Below are 23,905 nucleotides of genomic sequence, written 5' to 3' on the forward strand. Positions count from 1 at the left end.
ATGAACAAGGCTAGAGATGTTGCGGTGATCGGCATGGCCGGTCGTTTTCCGGGCGCGGACAATGTGTCCGAACTGTGGACCAAGCTGTGCGCGGGGCATCAAGGCATCCGCGACCTGTCGGACGAAACGCTGCGCCGCGCAGGCGTGAGCGAGGCGGAACTGGCCGACCCTAGTTATGTGAAGGCCTGCGCGCCGCTAGCCGACGCGGATCGCTTCGATCCGGGCTTTTTCAAGATCGCCCCGCGGGAGGCGGAGTTGATGGATCCGCAGGTCCGGCTGCTGTTGCAATGCGCGTGGGAGACGTTGGAAGACGCGGGCTACGCCGGAGCGGGGCCGCAGAATATCGGCGTGTTCGCCGGCGCCGGCGGCGTGGTCACCAGTTACTTCGCCAACTTCGTCAATCTCCATGATCGCATCGAGAAAATTTCGGCGGGCGCGACCCATATCAGCAACGACAAGGACTTTCTCTCCACCTATCTCTCGTACAAGCTCAATCTGACCGGACCGAGCATGACGGTGCAGACCGCCTGCTCGACCTCGCTGGTGGCGGTCCACCAGGCGCGGATGAGCCTGCTCAACGGCGAGTGTTCGATGGCGCTGGCCGGCGGCGTCAGCGTGCGGGTGCCGCTGGAGCACGGCTACCGCTACCGCGAGGGCTATATCTTCTCGAAAACCGGACGCATCCGCGCTTTCGACGCCGACGCCGACGGCGTGGTGTTCGGCAGCGGCCTGGGGCTGGTGTTGCTCAAGCGGCTGGACGAAGCGGTGCGCGACGGCGACCACATTTACTCGGTGATCAAAGGCTCGGCGATCGGCAACGACGGCAAGGCCAAGATGAGCTACGCCGCCAGCAGCGCCAGCGGGCAGATATCCTGCATCCGCGCCGCGCTGGACAACGCCGGAGTGAGCGCCGACAGCATAGGCCTGGTGGAAACCCACGGCACCGGCACCGCGATGGGCGATCCGGAGGAGGTCAAGGCGCTGTCCAGCGCCTTCAAGCGCGATACCGAGCGCAAGGGCTATTGCGCGCTGGGCGCGGCGAAGGCCAATCTGGGCCATCTGGAAGCCGCCGCCGGCGTGGTCGGCCTGATCAAGGCCGCGCTGGCTGTCCAGCGGGGCGTGATTCCGCCTGTCGTCAACTACGCCAAGCCCAATCCGCGGATACGCTTCGAAAACACGCCGTTCTACGTCGACGCCGAGGCGCGAGGCTGGCCGAAGCAGGATGGGCCGCGCCGCGCCGCCGTCAACGGATTGGGCGTGGGCGGCACCAACGCTTTCGTGGTGCTGGAGCAGCATCAGCCGTCCCGCCGCGTCCGCAAGGCTTCGGGCACGGTCGTGGCGCCCATCTCGGCGCGGACGGCGGAAAGCCTGCGCGCCTACGCGGGGCGGTTGGCTGACTTCCTCGGCCGCGAGGCCCCGGACCTGGGCGATCTGGCCTATACGCTGCAGACCGGCCGCCAGCACATGGCTTGCCGCGCGGCCTTCGTCGCGGACACTGCCGAGCAGCTGCGGGAGCAGTTGCAGGCCTATGCCGACGGCCATGAGCCGCTGGCCGCCGCCGGCGCGCCAGGCGAACTGGCCGCCTGGATGGCTGGAGGCGACGTCGACTGGAGCGCCGCGCGCGGCAAAGGCAAGCGCCTGCGCGTCAGTCTGCCCACCTATGTTTTCGCCCGCGAGCGCTATTGGCTGGAAGCCGAGGCCCGCGCCGGCGGAGGCGCGCTGCTGCATCCGTTGCTGCACGCCAACACCTCGGATCTGGACGAGCATCGTTACAGTTCGCTGTTCAGCGGCGAAGAGTTCTTCCTGCGCGACCACCGGGTGCGCGCGGAGGCGGAGGGAGAGGCCAGTCGGGTGTTGCCCGGCGTGGCCTATCTGGAAATGGCGCGCGCGGCGGCCGAGCGGACCGGCCTCGCCGACGGCGGCTGGACCCTGCGCGACATCGCGTGGCTGAGGCCGGCCGTGGTCGACCAGCCGCGCCGAGTCAATATCGCGCTGTTGCCGGACGGCGGCGGCATCGCTTTCGAAGCTTACGGCGAAGATGACGCCGCGCACTGCCAGGGCCGCGCGGAGGCGGCTGCGGGAGCGCCGCCGGCCAAGCTGGACGCCGCGGAATTGGAGGCCTCTCTGGACGGGGAGGCGCACGGCGCCGACGCGGTTTACGCCGCCTTCGATGCGATGGGGCTCGCCTATGGGCCGGCGCACCGGGCGATACGCGCGCTGCGCCGCGGCGAAAACGCCGCTCTGGCGCGCTTGTCGCTGCCGGCGTCCGCGCGCGACGGCGCGGGCGAATTCCTGCTGCATCCCAGCTTGCTGGACGGCGCGCTGCAGGCCGCCTCCACGCTGCTGTTCGATTTGGATGCGCCGCCGAGCGCGCCCGTCGTGCCGTTCGCGCTGGACCTCGTCCGGGTCTGGTCGGCCTGCCCGGCGGAGGAAACACTGGCGTGGGCGCGCGTGAACGAGTCGGGCAGCCTGGACATCGATCTGGCCGACGCTGACGGCAATGTCTGCGCGTCGCTGCGCGGCTTCGCCGCCCGCGCGCTGGACGGCGGCCGGCTAGGCGCCTTGTTGGCCACCGAAACCTGGGCCCGCCGCGAAGCCGGCGAAACGGCTTTTTCCGGCGAGAGAATCGCGGTTCTGTGCGGTCTGCCGGATGTGGATGCCGGCGCGCTGGGTTGCGAAACCCTGGCGCTGCCGATGCCGGGCGGCGATGCCGCCGAGCGCTACGCCAGCCTGTCGCTGGCTTGCTTCGGCCTGCTGCGCCAACGCCTGGCCGGCAAGCCGGAGCGGGAAACGCTGCTGCAGTTCGTCATGCCCGATGGCGACGAACCGAGCCTGATGGCCGGCATGGCCGGCATGCTGAAGACCGCCGCGCTGGAAAATCCTTTGCTGCGCGGCCAATTGATTTTCACCGATCTCGCCGGCGGCGAGGCAGCGTTGGCGGCGCGGCTGGCTGCCGACGCCGGATCGCCGGAGCAAACGCTCATCCGCCATGCGGGCGGCGAGCGCATGGCGGCCATTTGGGAGGTGCTGAACGATGCGCCGCAGGCCGGATCGGAGGACGCGCCTTTCAAGGCCGGCGGGGTTTATCTGATCACCGGCGGCCTGGGCGGCCTGGGCATGCTGTTCGCCCGCGAGATCGCCCGGAAGGCCGAAAGAGCCCGCATCGTGCTGACCGGCCGCGCGGGTGAGGAGGAAGTGGCTGCTTCTGAGGACAAGAGCCGCTTGCTGGCGGAGCTGGCCGAAGCGGGCTGCTCGGTGGAATATCGCCGGATGGACCCTGCCGACGCGGAGCGGACGCGGGAGGTGATCGCTGCCGTCGCGCGCGACTACGGCCGGCTCAACGGCGTGCTGCACAGCGCCGGCATGATAGACGATGGCTTTGTCCTGAAAAAAACGGATGAAAGCTTCCGCGCGGTGCTGGCGCCCAAGGTGGCCGGCGCTTTCAATCTGCACCGGGCGACGCTGGATCTGGACCTGGACTTCCTGGCGCTGTTCTCGTCGCTGACGTCCGCCCTCGGCAACCTGGGGCAGGCCGACTATGCGGCGGCCAACGGCTTCCTTGACCGTCTCGCCGCTTATCGCAACCGACTGGTCGAGGCCGGCGTTTGCCGCGGCCGCGCGCTGGCCATGCTGTGGCCCTTGTGGCGCGAGGGCGGCATGGCGGTATCCGGACAGGAAAGCCAGCGGCTGGCCGACGCCATGGGCATCCGGCCGATGGCCACGCAAACCGGCATGCGTCTGTTCGCCCGGGCGCTGGCGGGCGGTTTCGACCAGGCTCTGGCGATGGAAGGCGACCTCGCCGCGATGCGCCGCGTCTTGGGCGAACACGCCGCGCCCATGGAAACCGCGGCGGTTGCCGCGGACAGCGCGTCCGCGCCGGAGCTGGCGCGCCAGGCGGAAGCCTGGTTGTGCGGCCAATTGAGCGCCTTGCTGAAGCTGGACACGGTGGATCCGGCCGCGCCGCTGGATGCTTACGGCATGGACTCCATCCTGGCGCTGGACCTGACGCGGCATCTGGAGAAGTCGTTCGGCCAGTTGCCCAAGACGCTGTTTTTCGAATATTTGAACCTGCGCGACTTGGCAGGCTACTTCGCCCGCGCCCATGCCGGCAGGCTGACGCGGCTGCTGGGCGGCAAGGCAGAGGGGGGCTCCGCGGCAGCGCCCACCCCTGAGCTGGCGTTTTCCAATGCGCGCAGCCTGCGGGGGCAAGGCGCGCGCGCGCGCCGCTCCAGCGGGGAGGAGCCCATCGCCATCATCGGCCTCAGCGGGCGCTATCCCGGCGCGCGCGATGTCGGCGCGCTCTGGGAGGCCTTGCGCGAGGGGCGCGACTGCATCACCGAGGTGCCGCGCGAACGCTGGGACTGGCGCGAGTACTACAGCGAGGACAGGAGCAAGCCGGGCGCGCACTACAGCAAGTGGGGCGGCTTCATCGAGGGCGTGGACGAGTTCGACGCGCGCTTCTTCAATATCGCGCCGCCCGAGGCGGACAAGATGGACCCGCAGGAGCGGCTGTTCCTCGAACACGCCTGGATGGCAGTGGAAGACGCCGGCTATACCCGCGCGCGGCTGCGCGCGCCGGCCGGCGGCAAGCCGGCGCAGGCGGGCGTCTACGCCGGCGTGATGTACGGTGAATACCAGCTGTTGGGCGCCGAATCCAGTCTGCTTGGCCAGCGCATGGGCTTTGCCAGCAATCCGGCCAGCATCGCCAATCGCGTATCCTATTTCCTCGACCTGCGCGGCCCCAGCATGGTGGTGGACACCATGTGCTCGTCCTCTTTGACCGCCATCCATCTGGCCTGCCAGGATCTGCGGCTGGGCCGCATCGGCCTGGCCATCGCCGGCGGCGTCAATGTCACGGTACACCCCAACAAATATCTGATGCTGAGCGCCGGCCAGTTCATTTCCGGCGACGGCCATTGCCAGAGCTTCGGCGAGGGCGGCGACGGCTACATCCCGGGCGAAGGCGTCGGCGCGGTGGTGCTCAAGCGCCTGTCCGACGCCGAGCGCGACGGCGACCGCATCTATGGCGTGATCCGCGGCAGCGCGCTCAGCCACGGTGGCAAGACCAATGGCTACACCGTGCCCAATCCGCAGGCCCAGGCCGCCGCGATACGCCAGGCGATTGAGGAGGCTGGCGTCGACGCCAGGAATATCGGCTACATCGAGGCGCACGGCACCGGCACCAAGCTGGGCGACCCGATCGAGATCGCCGCTCTGGCCAAGGCGTTCGGCGAAAGCACAGGGGACACCGGCTTCTGCCGGATCGGCTCGGTGAAGTCCAACATCGGCCATTGCGAAGCCGCGGCCGGCATCGCCGGCCTGACCAAGGTGCTGCTGCAGATGCGGCACCTGAGCATCGCGCCGTCGCTGCATTCCAGCCGTCTGAATCCGCATATCGATTTCGCGTCCACGCCTTTCGTCGTCAACCAGACGCTGAGCGTCTGGGACGCGCCGGAGGCGGGCGGCCGCGCGCTGCCGCGCGTCGCGGGCATCTCCTCCTTCGGCGCGGGCGGCTCCAACGCCCATTTGGTGGTGGAGGAGCATGTGCCCGCAGTCCGCGCGCCGGCAGAGGCGATTCGCGCGCAGCCGGTGCCCTTGTCCGCCCGCACCGCCGATCAGCTGCGGCGGAAGGCCATCGATCTGCTGGCGATGCTGGACCGGGAAGCCGGCGGCGCGGACTTCCCGGCTATCGCCTCCACGCTGCGGCTCGGCCGCGAGCCCATGGCCGAGCGTCTGGGCGTGCTGGCCGCCGACGCCGCCGACCTGGCCGCCAAGCTGCGCGCCTTCGTCGATCACGGCCGCCTGGAGGCCGGCGTGTTCCGCGGCCGCGCCGCAACCGCGGCCGAGCCGCAGGCCGCGCTGTCGCCGGAGATGAGCGAGACCCAATGCGCGCGCGCGCTGGAGTTGTGGACTGCCGGCGCCGAGACCGATTGGCGCGCGCTGGAGCCGGTGTTTCCGCCGCCGGTCAGCCTGCCTGCGTACCCGTTCGCGCGGCAACGCCATTGGGTGGATGTGCCCAAGGGCCGGGTCGTCGTTCAGGATAGCCATCCGCTGCTGGGAGAGAACCGTTCCGGCTTCGACGGGCCGCGCTATGTATCGGCCTTTTCCGGCGAAGAGCCTTTCCTGGCCGGAGAGTCGGGACAGCGCGCATTGGGCGCGGCGGGCTGCCTGGAAATGGCCCGCGCCGCGTTCGAAGCGGTGATGAATCAGGAGGGGGCGGAGTGCCTGGAGCTGTCCGAGGTGGCCTGGGCTGTTCCCGGCGTCGGCGTTGAAGGCCGCGAGCTGGCGATTTCCCTGTTCGAGCGGAACGGCAATTCCGCCCGTTTCGAAATCCACCGCGCGGATGGGGACGAAGCCGTCCATTGCCAGGGCCGGCTGGCCTTCCGCCCCGCGGAGCAGGCCGCAAGGCTGGATCTGGCCGCGCTGCGCGCCGCAGCGGCAGGGCGCTTGCTGCCATTGCCGCCGATGGAAGGCGGCAATGGCCACGCCTTGCGCATCGCCCGGTTGGATCAGGCATTGCGGGCCGCCGGCGCGGTCATGCAGCCGGCCTGGCTGGCCGGCGCGCGTTTTCCAGGCGCTGTCGAGCAGGCGACTCATGCCTGGCTGCGGCCGGCGCAGGGGGCGCGCGCCGCGCTGGACATCGATCTTTGCGATGATGACGGCGCGGTGCTGGCGCAACTGAAAGGCCTCGCGTACCCGCACGGCGGCGCGGCCTTGGCGCCTGCGGCGGAAGCGGCGCTCGCCGACGCGCCGCTCAAGGTGGCGCTCGCGCTGCCCTCTGGTCCGGCCGGATCGCCCCGCAAGCCGTTGGGCATCCCGCTGGGCGAACCTATCGCCGCGGCGCTGGCTGCCGGATCAATGGCGGCGACGAAGCCGGCTGTCGCGCTGGGCGCAGCCGCCGCGCCGGCCGCTTCTTTGGCTCAACCCGAGCCCTTGGTCGATTTGTACCGGCATGGCGACGGCGTATATGAGCTGCGAATCGGCGCGCCGAATGCGTTGTCTGCTGTCTGCGCCGCTCAGTTGCGCGCCGCGCTGGACGCCGCGGCGGCCGATGCGGATGCGAAGGCGCTGATTTTGAGCGGTTCCGGAACGATCTTTCTGCAAGGCGGCGCAGACGCGCATGCCGAAGCGCTGCGGGCCGGCCTGTACCAGGCATTGCTGGACTTCCCGGCGCCGGTGATCGCCGCGATGCGCGGCGAAGCGATGGGCGCGGGTTTCCTGCTGGGCGCGCTGTGCGATTTCATGGTCTGCGCCGAGGCGTCGCGCTACGGCTTCATCGATTTCGAAGCCGGGCTGCATCCCGGCCATGCGCGCGGCTTGCTCGAGGCCCGATTCGGACGCGCGCGCGCTGCCGATCTGCTGTACCTGGAGCCGCGGCAGGCAGGCGAGCGGCTGCGGCGCAAGGGCTGGACCTGCCCGGTGCTGCCTGCGGCTGAAGTGGAAGAGCATGCGCGCAGCCTGGCCGGAGAACTGGCCCGCAAGCCGACCCAGTCGTTGCGCCTGCTGAAACGCCATCTGGCCCGGCCTCTGGCCGAGCCCGCGCTTGGGCTGGACACCGCGACGCCGGCGGCGCGCCGGAAACGCGCGCCGGAAGCGCGCCTGCCGGCGGCCGATTTCGAATGCCTGCAGTTGCGCGGCCATCCGGCCGGCGTGCTGGAGGCGTGCATACGCGTATTGGACGGCGGCATCGATATCCAGGCCTTGACCGGCGAACTGGAGAGGCTGGTCGATCTGGTCAACGCCGACGACGATTGCCGCAGCCTGGCGCTGATGAGCGAGCATCCGGGTTTCCTGCCGCTGGACGGCGCGCCGGAAGACGCCGCCGCCTCGCAGGCGCTGATGGCCGAGCTTGGCCGGCTGGAGCGGCCGCTGGTGGCCGCGCTGGACGCCGGCGCGCGCGGCGCCGCCTGGCTGGCCGCGCTCGGCGCGGATGTTTGCGTCTATCGAACCGATGGCCGCTATGCGATGGGGGGCTTGCTGAGCGACGCCGCGCAAGCGGCCTTGCGGCGACATTTCGACGATGAGCCGGCCTACCGTCTGCTGCTGGACGGCGGCGAATACGGCGGCGCCGAGCTGCTTGGGCGTTTCGGCGCGACGCAGGTATGCGAGCCGGGCAAGGTCGCGCAAGGCGCGCTGGCGCTGGCGGCGAATATGGCAATGCTGTCCCGCGAGGAACTGAGCGCCTGGCGCTTGGCCGGCGCGCAGCCGCCCCAGGCGTATGAGCCGGCGGGCGAAGACGAAGCGGCCGTGGCCGGCCCGGTCGCGCTGTCGTCCGGCGCGGTGAAGGCGGTCGCCCATCCGAATGGCGTGCTGGAAGTGCGCCTGGAGGACCGAGCGGCCAAGAATATGTTCTCCGACGCGGTCAGCGACGGGCTGCGGGAAGCGTTCGCCCATGTCGCGGCGAGCCGCGCCTACAAGGCGGTGGTGCTGACCGGCTACGACCAGTATTTCTCATCGGGCGGCACGCAGGAAACCTTGCTGGCGATACACGAGGGCAGCGTCCGCTTCAACGACAACCCGATTTTCCGGCTGCCGCTGGATTGCGAGATCCCGGTGATCGCCGCGATGCAGGGCCATGCGATAGGCGCCGGCTGGGCGCTGGGCATGTTCGCCGACTTCGCGCTGCTGGCCGAGGAGAGCCGTTACTACAGCCCTTACATGGGTTACGGCTTCACGCCCGGAGCCGGCGCGACCCTGGTATTCCCGCTGGAGGTTGGCCGCGATCTGGCTCTGGAATCGCTGATGACGGCCCGCGAGTATTCAGGCGCGGATCTGGCGCGGCGCGGCATGCCGCAACAAGCGCTGCCGCGCGGCGAGGTGCTGGCCGAGGCGCTGGCCCTGGCCGGCCGCATCGCGCGGCATCCGCGGTCCTTGCTGCTGGCGTGCAAGCGCCGCCGTTCCGCCCCTTTGCGCCGCGAGCTGGATGAGACCATCGCCCGGGAACTGGAAATGCACGAGCGCACCTTTGTCGGCCAGGCCGGCGCGCTGGCGCGGATTCAGGGCGGTTTCGGCGCGGGAACGGGGGCAGCCAAAGCCGCTGGCGCGGCGGCCCCGGCCCGCGACGCGGGCAAAGTGGCCGAGCGTCTGCGCAGCCTGTTGGCCCAGGAACTGAGAATGGACGAAGCGGAGATCGTCGACGACGAGCCCTTCGTATCGCTGGGACTGGATTCGATCACCGGCGTCACCTGGATACGACGGATCAACGAGGATTACGGCACCGACATCGAAGCCGTGCGCATCTACAGCTATCCGACATTGGCCCAGCTGGCGCGGCACGTGGCCGAAACCGCCCCGGACCGCGAGGAGGCGCAAGTCCCCGCGGCCGAGAACGCGCCGCAATTTGAGCGGATAGCGCTGCGCTCCCGACGCAGCCGGTCAGGCAAGCCGGCGGGCCGCGGCGGCGATGCGATCGCCGTGGTGGGCATGGCCGGGCGGTTCGCCGGCGCGGACGACCTGGACGCGTTCTGGCGCAATCTCGCCGAAGGACGGGACTGCGTGGAGGAAGTGCCGGCGGGGCGCTGGGACATGTCGCGCCATTACCAGCCGGGCGATGCCGCTCCGGGCAAGACCTACAGCAAGTGGATGGGCGCATTGGGCGGCTACGACTGCTTCGATCCGGCCTTCTTCAACCTGTCGCCGCGCGAGGCGCGCAGCATGGACCCGCAGCAGCGGGTGTTCCTGGAAACCTGCTGGCACGGCATCGAGCATGCGGGCTACGATCCGCGCAAGCTGTCCGGCAGCCGCTGCGGCGTTTTCGTCGGCTGCGCCGCCGGCGACTACCATCGCCTGTCCGAGCGCGAGCAGCTCAGCGGACCGGGCTTCACCGGCGCATCGCCGGCCATCCTTGCCGCGCGCATCTCCTATCTGCTGGACCTGCGCGGACCCAGCATGGCGATAGACACGGCCTGCTCGTCGTCGCTGGTGGCCATCGCCAGCGCCTGCGACAGCCTGGCTTCCGGCGCCAGCGATCTGGCCTTGGCCGGCGGGGTCAACGTGCTGGCCGGTCCGGCCATGCATATTATGACCTCGCAGATGGGCATGCTGTCGCCCAACGGCCGTTGCCGCACTTTCGACGAGGCCGCCGACGGCATCGCCATCGGCGAAGGCGTGGGCGTGGTGGTGCTGAAGCGTCTGGCCGACGCGGAACGCGACGGCGACCGCATCTACGGCGTGGTGCAGGGCTGGGGCGTCAACCAGGACGGCAAGACCAACGGCATCACCGCGCCCAGCGCCGAGGCGCAGACGCGGCTGCAGCGGGACGTTTACCAGCGTTTCGGCATCGACCCGTCCAGCATCGGCCTGATCGAGGCGCACGGCACCGGCACGCCCCTGGGCGATCCGATCGAAGTGGCGGCGCTGAAAGACGCGTTCGCGCCGGATGCCAGGGCGCAAGGCTTCTGCGCGCTGGGTTCGGTGAAGAGCAATATCGGGCACTGCCTGTCCGCCGCCGGCATTTCCGGTTTTCTCAAGCTGTTGATGGCGCTGACGCATCGCCAGTTGCCGCCGGCAGCCAACTTCTCCAGGCTGAATCCGCATATTTCCCTGCAGGGGTCGCCTTTCTACGTCAACGACAAGCTGCGCGACTGGGCGGCGCGGGACGGCCAGCCGCGCCGCGCCGCGATCAACGCCTTCGGCTTCAGCGGCACCAACGCTCACATCGTGCTGGCCGAGCATGCGCAGGCGGAAAACGACTCCGGCTGGAGCGGCGACGCGCTGCTGCCGCTGTCGGCCCGCACCCCGGAGCAGTTGCGGGAACAGGCGTGCCGGCTGCTGGCCTGGCTGGGCGAAAACACCGCTGATCTGGCTTGCCTTGCCGCCACGCTGCAGCTGGGCCGGACCGAGTTCGGCGAACGGCTGGCGCTGTTGGCCGGCTCCGCCGACGAACTGGCGGCGGGGCTGCGCGCCTTCCTGAATGGCGACGACACGGCCGGCGGCCGCGCTTTGCGGGGCAAGGCGGGCGGCAAGGGCGCGCTGTCGGGCATGGGCGGCGACGCCGACTTCCAGGCGATGGCCGCCAAGTGGATGGCGCGGCGCGAACTGGGCCGGCTGGCGGAATTGTGGGTCAAGGGCGTGGCGCTGGACTGGTCGCGGCTGTATCCGAACGGCGCGCCGCGCAAACTGGGTTTGCCGCCATATCCGTTCGCCCGCGAACGCTATTGGCTGGAAACAGAACAGCCTCCTGTTCCGGCGGCTATCGAGCCGGCCCGCATGCCTGCGCCGATTCCGGCCAAGGCTGCGGCCGCGCCTGCGGCATCCGCGCCGGACCTGTTGCGCCGCCAGTTGCGGGCCAGCCTGGCCGAGGTGCTGATGATGCGGCCGGACGAGTTGGACGACAGCCGCTCCTTCACCGAGCTGGGCCTGGACTCCATTCTGGGCGTGGAATGGATGAAGGCGATAAGCCGCGAGCACGGCGTCGCATTGTCGGCGACGCGCATTTACGATTACCCGAACCTGAAGGCGCTGGCCGCCTTCCTGCATCCGCAATTGGCTGGCGACAGCGTTCCCGAAGCCGTTCCGGCTGCTGCGCATGCCGTGGCAGCCGCAGTCGCCTCCGCGCCGGAGCGCGTCGACACGGCTGGATTGCAACAGGAGTTGAAAGCCAGCTTGGCTGAGGCGCTGCTGATGCAGCCGGGCGACATCGATGCCGGTCGCTCGTTCATGGAGCTGGGATTGGACTCCATCATCGGCGTCGAGTGGGTGAAGGCGCTCAACAGCCGCTACGGCGTATCGCTGTCGGCGACGCGCATCTACGACTATCCCGACTTGAAGGCTCTGGCCGCCTATCTGGCTGGACAGTTAGGCGCGGCGGCCCCGGTCGGAAATGCGCCAGCCGAGGCGGGGTTTCCTTTCCGCCAGCGCCGCGACGATAGTTTGCGGGACCTGTATTTCCACAGCGCGGACTGCGAGGGGGACTTCGCCGCCACGGGCGAGTGCGCAGTGTCCTGGCGCGTCAGCCCAGAAAGCAATGTCTGCCTGAGCGAGCACGTGGTGTTCGGCGAACATCTGCTGCCCACCGACGCGTATATCGAACTGGTGCTCAGCGCCCTGCGCAGCCACTTCGACGCGCCCGCCGTCAGGTTGGAGCGGATCGCCATCGCGAATCCGCTGCTGGGAAAACCCGGCTGCGAGCGCCACGCGCGCATTGTTTTCCGCCGCAGCGGCGATGGCCTGCAGTTCTTCGTGCGCTCAGGCGACTCGCTGGAAACCGCCGGAGACCGCCTGCACATGCAGGGCTTCATCGCGCCGGCCGAGACCGCGCCGATGCGGGTGGAGGACAACGGTTTCGCCGAATTGGCGACGCTCGACGCGGACGAAATTCCGACCAACGTCGGCGCCTGCTACGCGCCGCTGCGCTCGCTGACATTCGGGGAGGAGGCCGCGCGCGGCGAGATCCGCGTCGCCGACCATGGCTACCGTTTCTTGGCCAGTCCCTTCGCGCTGTACGGCGGCTTGTGCACGGTGATCAACCACGCGGGCCATCTGGCGGCGCGGCACTACGGCGCCAGCGACGACCAGTTCCTGCCGCACCGGATAGGCGCGGTGAGCGTGACCGGGGCGCTGAACGACCGCGAATACCGCTGCCTGGCGCGGCTGCGCGCGCGCGCGTTCGACGCTTTCGAGTTCGATTTCGTCCTGCTCGATGCGGCGGGCGAGGCTGTGGCTTCGATGGAGGCGATCAGCCTGCGGCGGGTATCGGCCCAGGCCTTGCGCGGCCGCGAATCTCCAGCGCTGCCGGCCGTTCCGGCGCAGACCGGATACACGGAGAAAATCGCCGTGATCGGCATGTCCTGCCGTTATCCGGGCAGCCCCGACGCCGACGCGTTCTGGCGCAATCTGAGCCAGGGCGTGGACAGCATCGGCGAGATTCCGGAAGCGCGCTGGGGCGAGCGCGCGGCCTGGTTCCACCCCGATCCGCGCCACCCGGGCACCTCTTACTCCAAATGGGCCGGCCTGCTGGATGGCATCGACCTGTTCGATCCGCTGTTTTTCGGCATCTCGCCGGCGGAGGCAGAGCTGATGGACCCGCAGCAGCGCATCTTCCTGGAGGAATGCTGGAAGACGATTGAAAGCGCCGGCTATGCGCCGGGCGCGATGTCGGGCGCGGACTGCGGCGTCTATGTGGGCTGCGCGTCCGGCGATTATGGGCGCGTGCTGCGCGATGCGGGACGGGACGGCGCGGGCGCGGCCTTCATGGGCACGTCCAGCGCGATACTGGCGGCCCGGATTTCCTACTATCTGAACCTCAAAGGCGCGGCCATCGCGGTGGACACCGCTTGCTCGTCATCGCTGGTGGCGGTGCACCTCGCCTGCGAAAGCATACGCAACGGCGAAAATGAGATGGCGCTCGCCGGCGGCATCAATCTGCTGACCACGCCGATAGGCCACGTGCTGACCTCACAGGTGGGCATGCCGTCAAAGGACGGCCGCTGCGCTGCCTTCGACGCCGAGGCCGGCGGCATCGTGTTCTCAGAGGGCTGCGGCGTGCTGCTGCTCAAATCGCTGTCCCGGGCGCTGGCCGACAACGACGAGATCCTCGGCGTGATCGAAGGCTCCGGCGTCAATCAGGACGGCAAGACCAACGGCATCACCGCGCCGAGCGCCAATGCGCAGGAGAGGCTGCTGCGCCAGGTGTACGGCCGTTTCGGCATCGATCCGCGCCGCATCGGCTACGTGGAGGCGCACGGCACGGCGACCCCGCTGGGCGACCCCATCGAAGTGGACGCGCTGAGCGCGGTGTTCCGCGCCGCCGGCGCGGGGGCGCAAGCCTGCGCGCTGGGCTCGGTGAAAAGCAATATCGGCCATGCCGGTTTCTCTGCCGGCGTGGCGGGCATGGTGAAGGCGCTGCTGTGCCTGCGCCACGGCAAGCTGGTGCCGTCGCTGCATTACCGGCAGCCGAACCCGCACATTGATTTCGCAGCTTCGCCGTTCTACGTCAACACGGCTTGCCGTGACTGGGACAGCGATGTTCCGCGCGTCGCGGCGGTCAGCTCGTTCGGTTTCAGCGGCACCAACGCCCACGTGGTGATTTCGGAATATCCGCAGGAGAAACCGGCCATGTCCGATGCGAGCGGCAGCCACGCGGTGGTGCTGTCGGCGCGCGGCGATGAGCAGCTGAGGCAGCAGGCCGAGGCGCTGCTGGCCTGGCTCGCGGATGGCGAGGCCGATCTGGCCCGCGTGGCGCATACCTTGCAGACCGGCCGCGACGCGATGCCGCGCCGGGCAGGTTTCGTCGCCGCTTCGGCCGCGCAGTTGCGCGAACAGCTGGCTGCCTATCTGGCAGGGCGGCGCATGGACGGCGTCCACTACAGTCCGACCGGGCTGGACGAGGACACGCTGAGCCTGTTCGCCGCCGACGAGGACATGCGCCGATTGACCGGCGAGTGGCTGGCGCGGCGCAACCTGCCCAAGTTGCTGAGCCTTTGGGTGCGCGGCGTGGATCTGGATTGGCGCGCGCTGCATCAAGGAGGCGCGCCTCGGAAACTGGCGCTGCCGACCTATCCCTTCGCCCGTGAAAGCCACTGGGTCCGCCCGGCGGCCAAAACGGAGGCAAAAGGCGGCGCGCTGCATCCGCTGCTGCACCGCAACGCGTCCAACTTGAATCAGCAGCGTTACCGCAGCCGCTTTCTGGGCGATGAATCCTTCCTGGCAGACCACCGCGTCAACGGCAAGCCGGTGTTGCCGGCTGCCGCCTATCTGGAAATGGCGCGCGCCGCAGTGGCCGACGCCCTGCCGCCGGAGGAAAGCCATCTGCGGCTGAGCTTGGCGCACGCGGTGTGGTCGCAGCCGCTGGCGGCGGACGCCGCGGTCGAGGCAATTGTCGATCTCACGTCCGCCGATGACGGCGCGATCGCGTTCGAGATCCGCAGCGAGGGTGCCGATGGCCTGGAAACGCTGCACTGCCGGGGGATGGCCGTGACGGAGGCGCAGACCCAGCCGCGGAGGCTGGACATGGAAAGCCTCCGCGCCGGCATGCGGCGCGGCGAACTGGGGCCGGACGAGCTGTATCCGCGCTTCGCCGCGATGGGCTTGGCCTACGGAGCGAGCTTTCAGGGCATCGCCGCGCTGCATCTGGGAGACGGCGAGGCGTTGGCCGAGCTGCGGCTGCCGGCCGGCGGCCCGGACTGCCCGCTGCCGCCTGGCATGCTGGACAGCGCGTTGCAAGGCGCCATCGAGCTGATCGCGGACAGGGCGGGAGAGAACGGCGCATGGCTGCCGTACGCGCTGGAGGCTATGCGAGTGATCAAAGGCTGCGAACGCGTGATGTTCGCCTGGCTGCGCCGCGTTTCGGTCGGCGCGGAAGGACGGCTATTCAAGTGTGATATCGATATGTGCGACAGGGATGGCGTCGTATGCGTGGAGATGCGCGGCTTCTCCGCCAGGCCGTTGGGCGGCGACGAACAGACCCGCGTCGCGGCCATCATCGCGCGCGTCCTCAACAACGAACTCTCCGCCGACCAGGCGGTTGAACTGACTGGGTTGGACTTATGAAGCAAGAGCTGGAACGTATCTATCGCGCGCTGGCGAGCGGCGAACTCTCGCAACAGGATGCCATGCTCCGGATCGCCACGCTTCGACGGAAGGGCGGCGAGGCGCTCGCCACGCTGCTGGCTTCGCCGCAGTGGGAAGCGGTCGTCGCGCCGGACGGGGTCGGGGAGGACGCGTGCGAGCGGCTGGTGCTGCTGCGCGGCTTCGGTCCCAAAGACGCCGAGGCGCTGTCTTCGCGACTGGCGCCGGCGACTTGCCGGGTGCTGGAGGGCGAGGGCTACGAAGCGCTGGCTCTGGGCGTTTTCGAGGCACTGCGGGGCCTGATGCGGGCCCGCCCCCAGTCTCCCGCCCGCCTGCAGCTGGTTGCGACCGGCGACGAGGCCGAATGGCTGATCGGCCTGGCCGGAATGTTCGAAACGGCCAGGCTGGAGAACCCGGCGGTCGCCGCCCAGCTGGTTCTGGTTTCCGCCGGCGTCGACGGGGCGGCTCTGGCCCGCGGGCTGCGCGCCGAATGGGGCGGATCGTCGGACGTCGCAGTCCGGCTGGATGGTTCCGGCAGGCTGGCGCGTCGTTGGCGCGTCATCGACGAGGCGCCGACTGCGCCGGACGCGCTCCGGCAAGGCGGGGTCTATTTGATAGCAGGCGGCCTGGGCGGGCTGGGGCGGCTGTTCGCCCGCGAGATGCTGAGCCGAGGCGCGGACGTCGCGGTCGTGCTGGCCGGCCGTTCCGAGCCGGAGCAGGCCCTGCTGGCCGAGCTGCAAGCTCTCGGCCGCGTGGAATACGCGCGAGCCGACATTTCCAATCCCGCCGAAACGGACGCGCTGGTGGCGGACATCCTGGCCCGCCACGGCAGGCTGGATGGCGTGATCCACAGCTCCGGCCTGTTGCGGGACGAATTCATCCTGAAGAAGACAGCGGATTCCTTCCGCGCCGTGCTGGCGCCCAAGGTGGCGGGCTGCCGCAACCTGGACCGCGCCACCCGCGCGCTGCCGCTGGACTTTTTCGTTTTGTTCTCATCCATCGCCTCCTGGGCGGGCAATCTCGGGCAGGCCGACTACGCCGTGGCCAATGGCTTTCTCGAGCAGTTCGCGGTCTACCGCAACCGTCTGGCGGCTGTTGGAGAGCGCTCCGGCCGAACGGCGGCCATCGCCTGGCCGCACTGGCTGGACGGCGGCATGCATGTGGACGCAGCGGACATGGACGCGCTGCGCAGGCGCACCGGCATGGGCTCATTGAGCGCGGAGGCAGGCATCCAGGCTTGGCGCCGCTGTTTGTCGCAGCCGCAGGGCGCGCTGATGGCGATGCACGGCGATCCCGCTGCGATGCGCAAGGCGCTGGAGCCGCGCGGACATGCCGCGCAGCCGATGGCGAAGACCTTGGCCGCGACGGCCGAGCCAGCCGATCTGGCGGCGCGCACGCGCGATTTCCTGCGCCGCGTGTTTGCCGGCGCGCTCAAGCTGCCGCCTGAGCGGATCGAGGGCCGGGCGGCGCTGGAAAAGTACGGCATCGATTCCATCCTGGCGATGAATGTGACCGGCGAGTTGGAAAAAACCTTCGGGACCCTCGCCAAGACGCTGTTCTTCGAGTACCGGACCCTGGATGAACTGGCCGATTATTTCCTGCAGGCGCAAAAACCGGCCTTGCTGGCTTTGTTCGCGCCTGAGGCGCAAGCGCCCGAGGCATCCGCGCCGATCATGCCGTCCGCCGCGCCCGCGATGGCGCGCCGCGGCCGGCCTCAGCGGTCGGCGGCGCCATCCATGCCCGCGTCGTCGGTGAACGAACCCATCGCGATCGTCGGCCTCAGCGGCCGTTATCCCGAAGCATGGGACCTGGCCGCGTATTGGCGCAATCTGAGCGAAGGCCGCGATTGCATCGTCGAAGTGCCGGCCTCTCGCTGGGACTGGCGCGAGCACTACAGCGAAGACCGGGGCGAAACCGGCCGCCATTACAGCAAATGGGGCGGTTTCATTGAAGGCGTGGACGAGTTCGATCCGCGCTTTTTCAATATTTCGCCCAAAGAAGCCGCCGGCATGGACCCGCAGGAGCGGCTATTCCTGCAGCACGCCTGGCAGGCCATCGAGGACGCCGGCCTGAACCGCGCGGCCTTGCAAGCCGCGACCGCGAACGGACGGGCGGGGCAGGCCGGCGTCTACGCCGGCGTGATGTACGGCGAATACAATCTGTCCGGCAGCCTGGCGAGCATCGCCAACCGGACCTCGTATTTTCTTGATCTGCATGGCCCCAGCCTGACGCTGGACACCATGTGCTCGTCGTCGCTGACCGCCATCCATCTGGCTTGCCAGGATTTGCGGCAGGGACGCATCGCGCTGGCGCTCGCAGGCGGCGTCAATGTCACGGTGCATCCCAACAAATACCTGATGCTGAGCGCCGGCCAGTTCATTTCCGGCGACGGCCATTGCCAGAGCTTCGGCGAGGGCGGCGACGGCTACATCCCGGGCGAGGGCGTGGGCGTGGCGGTGCTCAAACGCCTGTCCGACGCCGAGCGCGACGGCAACCACATCTACGGTCTGATCCGCGGCAGCGCGCTCAACCACGGCGGCAAGACCAACGGCTACACGGTGCCGAGTCCGCAGGCCCAGGCGGAAGTGATCCGCATGGCGTTGACGGAGGCCGGCGTGGCCGCGCGCGATGTAGGCTACATCGAGGCACACGGTACGGGCACCAAGCTGGGCGATCCGATCGAGATCGCCGCGTTGACCCGCGCCTTTCACGAGGGGCTGGAGCCTGACGAAAGGCAGACCGGCTTCTGCCGCATCGGTTCGGCCAAGTCCAACATCGGCCATTGCGAATCGGCGGCAGGCATCGCCGGCGTCACCAAGGTTCTGCTGCAGATGAAGCACGGCGCGATTGCGCCGTCTTTGCATTCCAGCCGGCTGAATCCGCATATCGATTTCGCGTCCACGCCTTTCGTCGTCAATCAGACGCTGAGCCCCTGGGCGCGCCCGACGCGCGATGGACGGGAACTGCCGCGCGTCGCCGGCGTGTCTTCCTTCGGCGCCGGGGGCTCCAACGCACACCTGATCATCGAGGAATATCATCCGGCCCGCGGTCCGCAAACCGCGGCAGAGTCGGTCTTCATCGCCCCCTTGTCGGCGCGCACGCCGGAGCATCTCCGCCAGCGCGCGCTCGACCTGCTGGAGCGATTGCGCGCTGGCGGCATCGATATCCGGGACCTGGTCCGGACGCTGCAGAGCGGCCGCGAGCCGATGATCGAGCGCGCGGCCTTCGTCGCGGCCTCGAGCAAGGAGCTGCAAGCGCAGCTGGAAGTTTTTATCCGCGACGGCCGCGCCACGTTCCGGGGCAGCGTCAAGTCGAGGGACATGCTGACGCTGGACGAGGCCGACACCCAGTCGCGAGCCGAAGCGGAGCATGCGATCGCCGCCGCAGACCTGAACAAGCTGGCGAAACTGTGGGCTCAAGGCCTGGATTGGGGTTGGGAGCGCTTGCGCGCGGACGGGGCGGGGCTGGTCAGCCTTCCCGGCTACCCTTTCGCCCGCGAGCGTTACTGGCAGGCTCCGGCGGCCATTCAACCCGCCCGCTCCGTCCTGCACCCGCTGGCGCACGCCAACGTCTCCAGCTTGGCCGAACAAGCCTATGAAACCCGCCTTTCCGGCGACGAGACTTTCCTCGAGACCGTTGGCGGCTTCACGCGGCTGCCGGCGCTGCTGATGCTGGAGATGGCGAGATTCGCGTTGGACGCCGCCTCGGAATCCCGGGGCGGCTGGGCGCTGAGCGATATCCGCTGGGGCGAGCCGGCGCGGACGGGACGCGAGCATGCCTTGCGCGCCGCCTTGCTGGCGCGCGACGACGAGCATGTCGACGTCGAGATCCATACCGGCGAGGCCGTGCATTGCCAGCTGCATGCCGAGCGGGCCGACGAGCCGCTGGCCGAGCGGCATGACCTGAGCCGCCTGCGGGCAGGAATGCGGGCCGCTGCGTCCGGCTTGTGGTCCGCAGAGGGACGTCGGCTGGCGGCGCTGCAGTCCGGCGACGAGGGCGGCGAGTGGACGCTGAGTCCCCGCGGCCTGCGGATGGCGGCATCGTTGCTGGACGAGATGGCCGGTCTGCGCGCCGAACCGCTCTCTCTTGCCGAGTTGCGGCTGTCCGGAGAGCCTGGCAAAGCGGCTTGGTTATATCTGCGCCAGGCAGAGGCCGACGTTTTCGATATCGATTTTTGCGACGCGGGCGGACAGGTTCTCGCCCGGCTGGCGGGCTTACGCCGCCGCGCCGCCGCGCCCGAGCTGGCCACGCAGGCAGAGGCGCCGCGCGCGGACGAGCCGCCGCGCCCCCCCCGCTCCTATGGTTTCGGCCCTGCCGGCGAGCCGCGGCAAGCCCGTCCTCGTCGCGCTCTCCGAGGCGGCGGAGCCTATCGCCGCGCCGCTGGCTGCCAAAGCGAGGCTGAGTCTGCCCGATGTTTCCGCTGCTGGCGCAGCAGGGGAAAGCGACCGGTTGCGCGACTTGGGCGACGGCATATTCCGTCTCGATGTGCCGGGCGGCGACCTGGCAGCCGGCTTGGCCTCGCTGCTCCGCGCGCTGGAGCAGGCCGGCCGGATGTCGTCGCTGAAGGCCTTGCTGCTGACCGGAGGCGATGAAAGCTGGCGCGGCGGGCGCGAAACCTGCGACGCGGCCATCGCATCCGGTCTGCCTCAGGCCGTCGCCCGCTTCCCGTTTCCGCTGATAGCCTCGCCTGCTGCCGGCGCCGTGGGCGCGGGCTGGCTGCTGTCCTTGCTGTGCGATTTCATGGTGTTGGCCGAGGATGCCGAGTACGGCTATGCCGATCCGGCCGCAGACCTGTTCCCGAGCGGAGCGGAAGATCGTCTGCTGCGCGCGCGGCTGGGGGAGGCGCTGGCCGAAGCCACGCTGTACCGCCGGCCTCTTGCGAGCGGCGCGCAGCTGGCGCGCATGGGGCTGGGGTGTCCGGTCGCGGCCCGTGGCGAAGCGGCGGAGCGCGCGCTGGCGCTGGCCCGCGATCTGGCGGACAAGCCGACCGAGGCCTTGCGCCTGCTGAAAGCCCATCTGGGGCGCAAGGTGGCGGCCCTGACCGCCGAGCTGGCGCCGGCCGGCCTGCCGGAAGCGGCGGCCAGCCCGGCTGAGGATGAGAGCCTGCGGCAGGGCGCGTTGCTGGTGGTGCCTGCCGCTTCAGGCAAAAAGTGGAGTCCAGCCGCGATGGCGGCGGAACTGCGCGCCGCCTATGCCCGGGCGGACATGCTGCCGGCTTGCCGTTCCATCGTGCTGTCCGGCATGCCGGCCGGGCTGTCCGGCGATGCCGGGCAATGGCCGGCGGCCGAGGCGGAAGTTTTGCGCGACGCCTTGCGCGCCAGCCCCTTGCCGCTGATCGTCGCCTGCGATGGTGATGCGACTGGACTGGCTTGGTGGCTGTGCCTGTGGTGCGACGCGGCGGTGTTTGTCGACGAAGGGCGCTACGGCTTCGCGGGCCTGGCTTCCGCGCCGGCATTGGAAGACGAAGCCGCGCGCCTGGCCGCTCTGCGGCTGGGCGGCAAGGCGGCGCGCGAATTGAGCCTGGATGCGGACAGCCGAAGCGGTTTGTCGCTGGGGCAGCTGTGCGGCGCGGCCGAGATCGCCGATGCCGCCGGCGCCTTGCCGCGCGCGTTGGCGCTCGCCTCGCAATGGCGGGGCTGGCCGCGCGGCTTGGCGCGGGACTGGAAGGCCCGCCGCAATGCGGAATTGAGCGCCTTGCCGCCGGTTGAGCCGGCAGGCGCCGCTCCGGCGCAAGCCGAATCTTTCGATTTGGATTTCGGTCCGGTGAGTCTGGAAATCTGCCCCGATGGCGTGGCCCTGGTGGCGATGTGCGAGCGCGAGGCGAAAAACATGTTCACCCCGGCGCTGGTGGACGGATTGAAACGGGCTTTCGCTCATGCCGCCGCCGCGCCCGCTTGCCGGGCCGTGGTGCTGACCGGCCATGACGGCTATTTCGCCACCGGCGGCACCCGTGAAACCCTGCAGGCTATCCAGAAAGGCCAAGCGCAGTTCACTGACGAAATGGCCTTCCAGCTGGCCCTGGCGTGTCCGCTGCCGGTGCTGTCGGCGATGCAGGGCCACGCGATAGGCGGCGGCTGGGCTTTCGGCATGTTCGCCGACCTGGCCTGGGCGGCGGAAGAGGCCCGCTATTTCAACCCCTATATGTCCTACGGCTTCACGCCGGGAGCCGGTTCCACCCTGATATTCCCGGAACGGCTGGGCCTGGATCTGGCGCGGGAAACGTTGCTGACGGCGCGCGAACAGTCAGGCGCCGATCTGGCCAGCCGCGGCATGCCGGCGCTGCCGCGCCGCGCCTTGCTGGACGCCGCGCTGGAGCGGGCCGCCCGCATCGCCAGCCAGCCGCGCGAGCGCCTGGTTCGTCTCAAGCGCTTGCTGGCGCAGCCGCTGCTGGCAGGCCGCGATGAGGCCTATCGCCTTGAGGTGGCCATGCATGAGGCCACTTTCGTGCGCAACGACGACACCTTGCGGCGCATAGAAAGCCGCTTTGCGGGAGAGCCGCCACAGGAGGTTCGCGTGGCCGGTTTGCCGGCAGTCGGCGCGGCGGACATCGTCGACGCCATGCGGGGGCTGCTGGCGCAGGAGCTGTTGCTGCGGGAAACCGAAATCGACGACGACGCGCCGTTCATCGAGCTGGGGCTGGACTCCATCACCGGCGTCACCTGGATACGGAAGATCAATGCCCGGTTCGGCACCGATATCGAAGCCACCCGCGTTTACAGCCACCCGACCCTGGCCGCCCTGGCCGGCCACCTTGCGGAGCTGCTCGCCGGCCGCGAGTCGAGTGGCGCGGCAACGGCTGTGGCCGTCGGTTCCGGCGGTTCAGGCGATGTGGCGGCGACGCTGCGCGAGCTGCTGGCGCGGGAGCTGCATCTGGGCCCGGACGAGATAGACGACGAGACCCCGTTCATCGAGCTGGGGCTGGACTCCATCACCGGCGTCACTTGGGTGCGCAGGATCAACGAGCGCTACGGCGTGGATATCGAGGCTACCCGCGTTTACAGCCACCCGACGCTGGCCGAGATGGCCAGGCTGGTGGCCGAAGCCATGCCGGGGCCGGTCCGGGACGTGCCGGTTTCGACGACCGGGAAAAAGCCGGCGGCGCCAACGCAGGAGGCCGCGCCGACGCTGGCTTCCTGGCGCAAGCCCGGCCGCGCGAAGGCCGCCGCCAAAGGCCGGCAAGCGCCGGAAGCCATCGCCGTGATCGGCATGGCCGGCCAATTTCCCAAGGCCGCGGACGTGGACGCTTTCTGGCGCAATATCGCGGAAGGCCGCGACTGCGTCGCCGCGGTGCCGGCGGAACGCTGGAGCCTGGCCGAACACTACCGGGAAGGCGCGCCGACGCCCGGCAAGACCAATAGCCGCTGGCTGGGCGCCTTGGACGGATACGACTGCTTCGATCCGCTGTTCTTCAGCATCTCTCCGACCGAAGCCGAGGCGATGGACCCGCAGCAACGCCTGTTCCTGCAGGCCGGCTGGCATTGCGTGGAAAACGCCGGCTACAGCGCGAGCGCATTGTCGGGCAGCCGCTGCGGGGTGTTTGTCGGTTGCGGCGCCAGCGACTACCTGATGCCGTCGGACGAGGCGCGGCTGAGCGCCCAGGGCTTCCTGGGCACGGCCAGCTCCATCCTGGCGGCCCGCATCGCCTACATGCTGAACCTGCGCGGCCCCAGCCTGGCGATAGACACCGCCTGCTCGTCGTCGCTGGTGGCTTTCGCCACCGCCTGCGATAGCTTGAACGCCGGCAATTGCGATCTGGCGCTGGCCGGCGGCGTCTATGTGATGGGCGGTCCGTCCATGCACGTGATGACTGCCCAGGCCGGCATGCTGTCTCCGGACGGACGCTGCCACGCTTTCGACCAGCGGGCCAACGGCTTCGTGCCGGGCGAGGGCGTTGGCGCTTTGCTGCTCAAGCGCCTGTCCGACGCCGAACGCGACGGCGACCGCATCCTGGCCGTGGTGCGCGGCTGGGGTGTGAATCAGGATGGCAAATCCAACGGGATCACCGCGCCCAACGAAGACGCGCAAAGCGAGCTGCTGCAGTCGGTTTACCGGCGTTTCGGCATCGACCCGGCTGAAATCGGCCTGATCGAGGCGCACGGCACCGGCACCAAGCTGGGCGATCCCATCGAGGTGGCCGGGCTGAAGGCGGCGTTCCGGCCGTTCACCGATCGCGCCGGCTACTGCGCGATCGGCTCGGTGAAGAGCAATATCGGCCATTGCCTGACCGCCGCCGGCGCGGCCGGCATGATCAAGCTGGTGCAGGCGCTGCGCCACCGCCAACTGCCGCCCACCATCCACTATCGCCAGCGCAATGAGCACATCCAACTGGACGGCAGTCCGTTCTACATCAACGACAGCCTGCGCCCGTGGCGCGGCGAGGATGGGCGGGCGAGGCTGG

At 69.4% G+C, this 23,905-nt stretch carries 3 protein-coding genes; all 3 read left to right on the top strand.

The genetic code is table 11. The features are described 5' to 3' along the window. On the top strand, nucleotides 1-15,489 hold the full coding sequence (locus VL52_RS24495) for an SDR family NAD(P)-dependent oxidoreductase (RefSeq protein WP_046156858.1): 15,489 nt from the start codon (nucleotides 1-3) through the stop codon (nucleotides 15,487-15,489). After that, entirely contained in the window at nucleotides 15,486-20,099 is a 4,614-nt protein-coding gene (locus tag VL52_RS09800; RefSeq protein ID WP_052729239.1) for an SDR family NAD(P)-dependent oxidoreductase, read from the top strand. Before VL52_RS24495 ends, VL52_RS09800 begins: the two co-directional genes overlap by 4 nt. Further along, nucleotides 20,059-23,905 (top strand): polyketide synthase (locus VL52_RS25335; protein ID WP_235429262.1); only part of this gene is annotated, 3,847 nt, incomplete at its 3' end. The genes VL52_RS09800 and VL52_RS25335, both read left to right, overlap by 41 nt.

Source organism: Chromobacterium vaccinii, from assembly GCF_000971335.1.
In the GTDB taxonomy this organism is placed as follows: domain Bacteria; phylum Pseudomonadota; class Gammaproteobacteria; order Burkholderiales; family Chromobacteriaceae; genus Chromobacterium; species Chromobacterium vaccinii.

What these genes read in the sequence shown, in the direction of transcription:
- VL52_RS09800 (WP_052729239.1), top strand. Translation starts at nt 15,486, where the DNA reads ATGAAGCAAGAGCTGGAACGTATCTATCGCGCGCTGGCGAGCGGCGAA.
- VL52_RS24495 (WP_046156858.1), top strand. Translation starts at nt 1, where the DNA reads ATGAACAAGGCTAGAGATGTTGCGGTGATCGGCATGGCCGGTCGTTTT.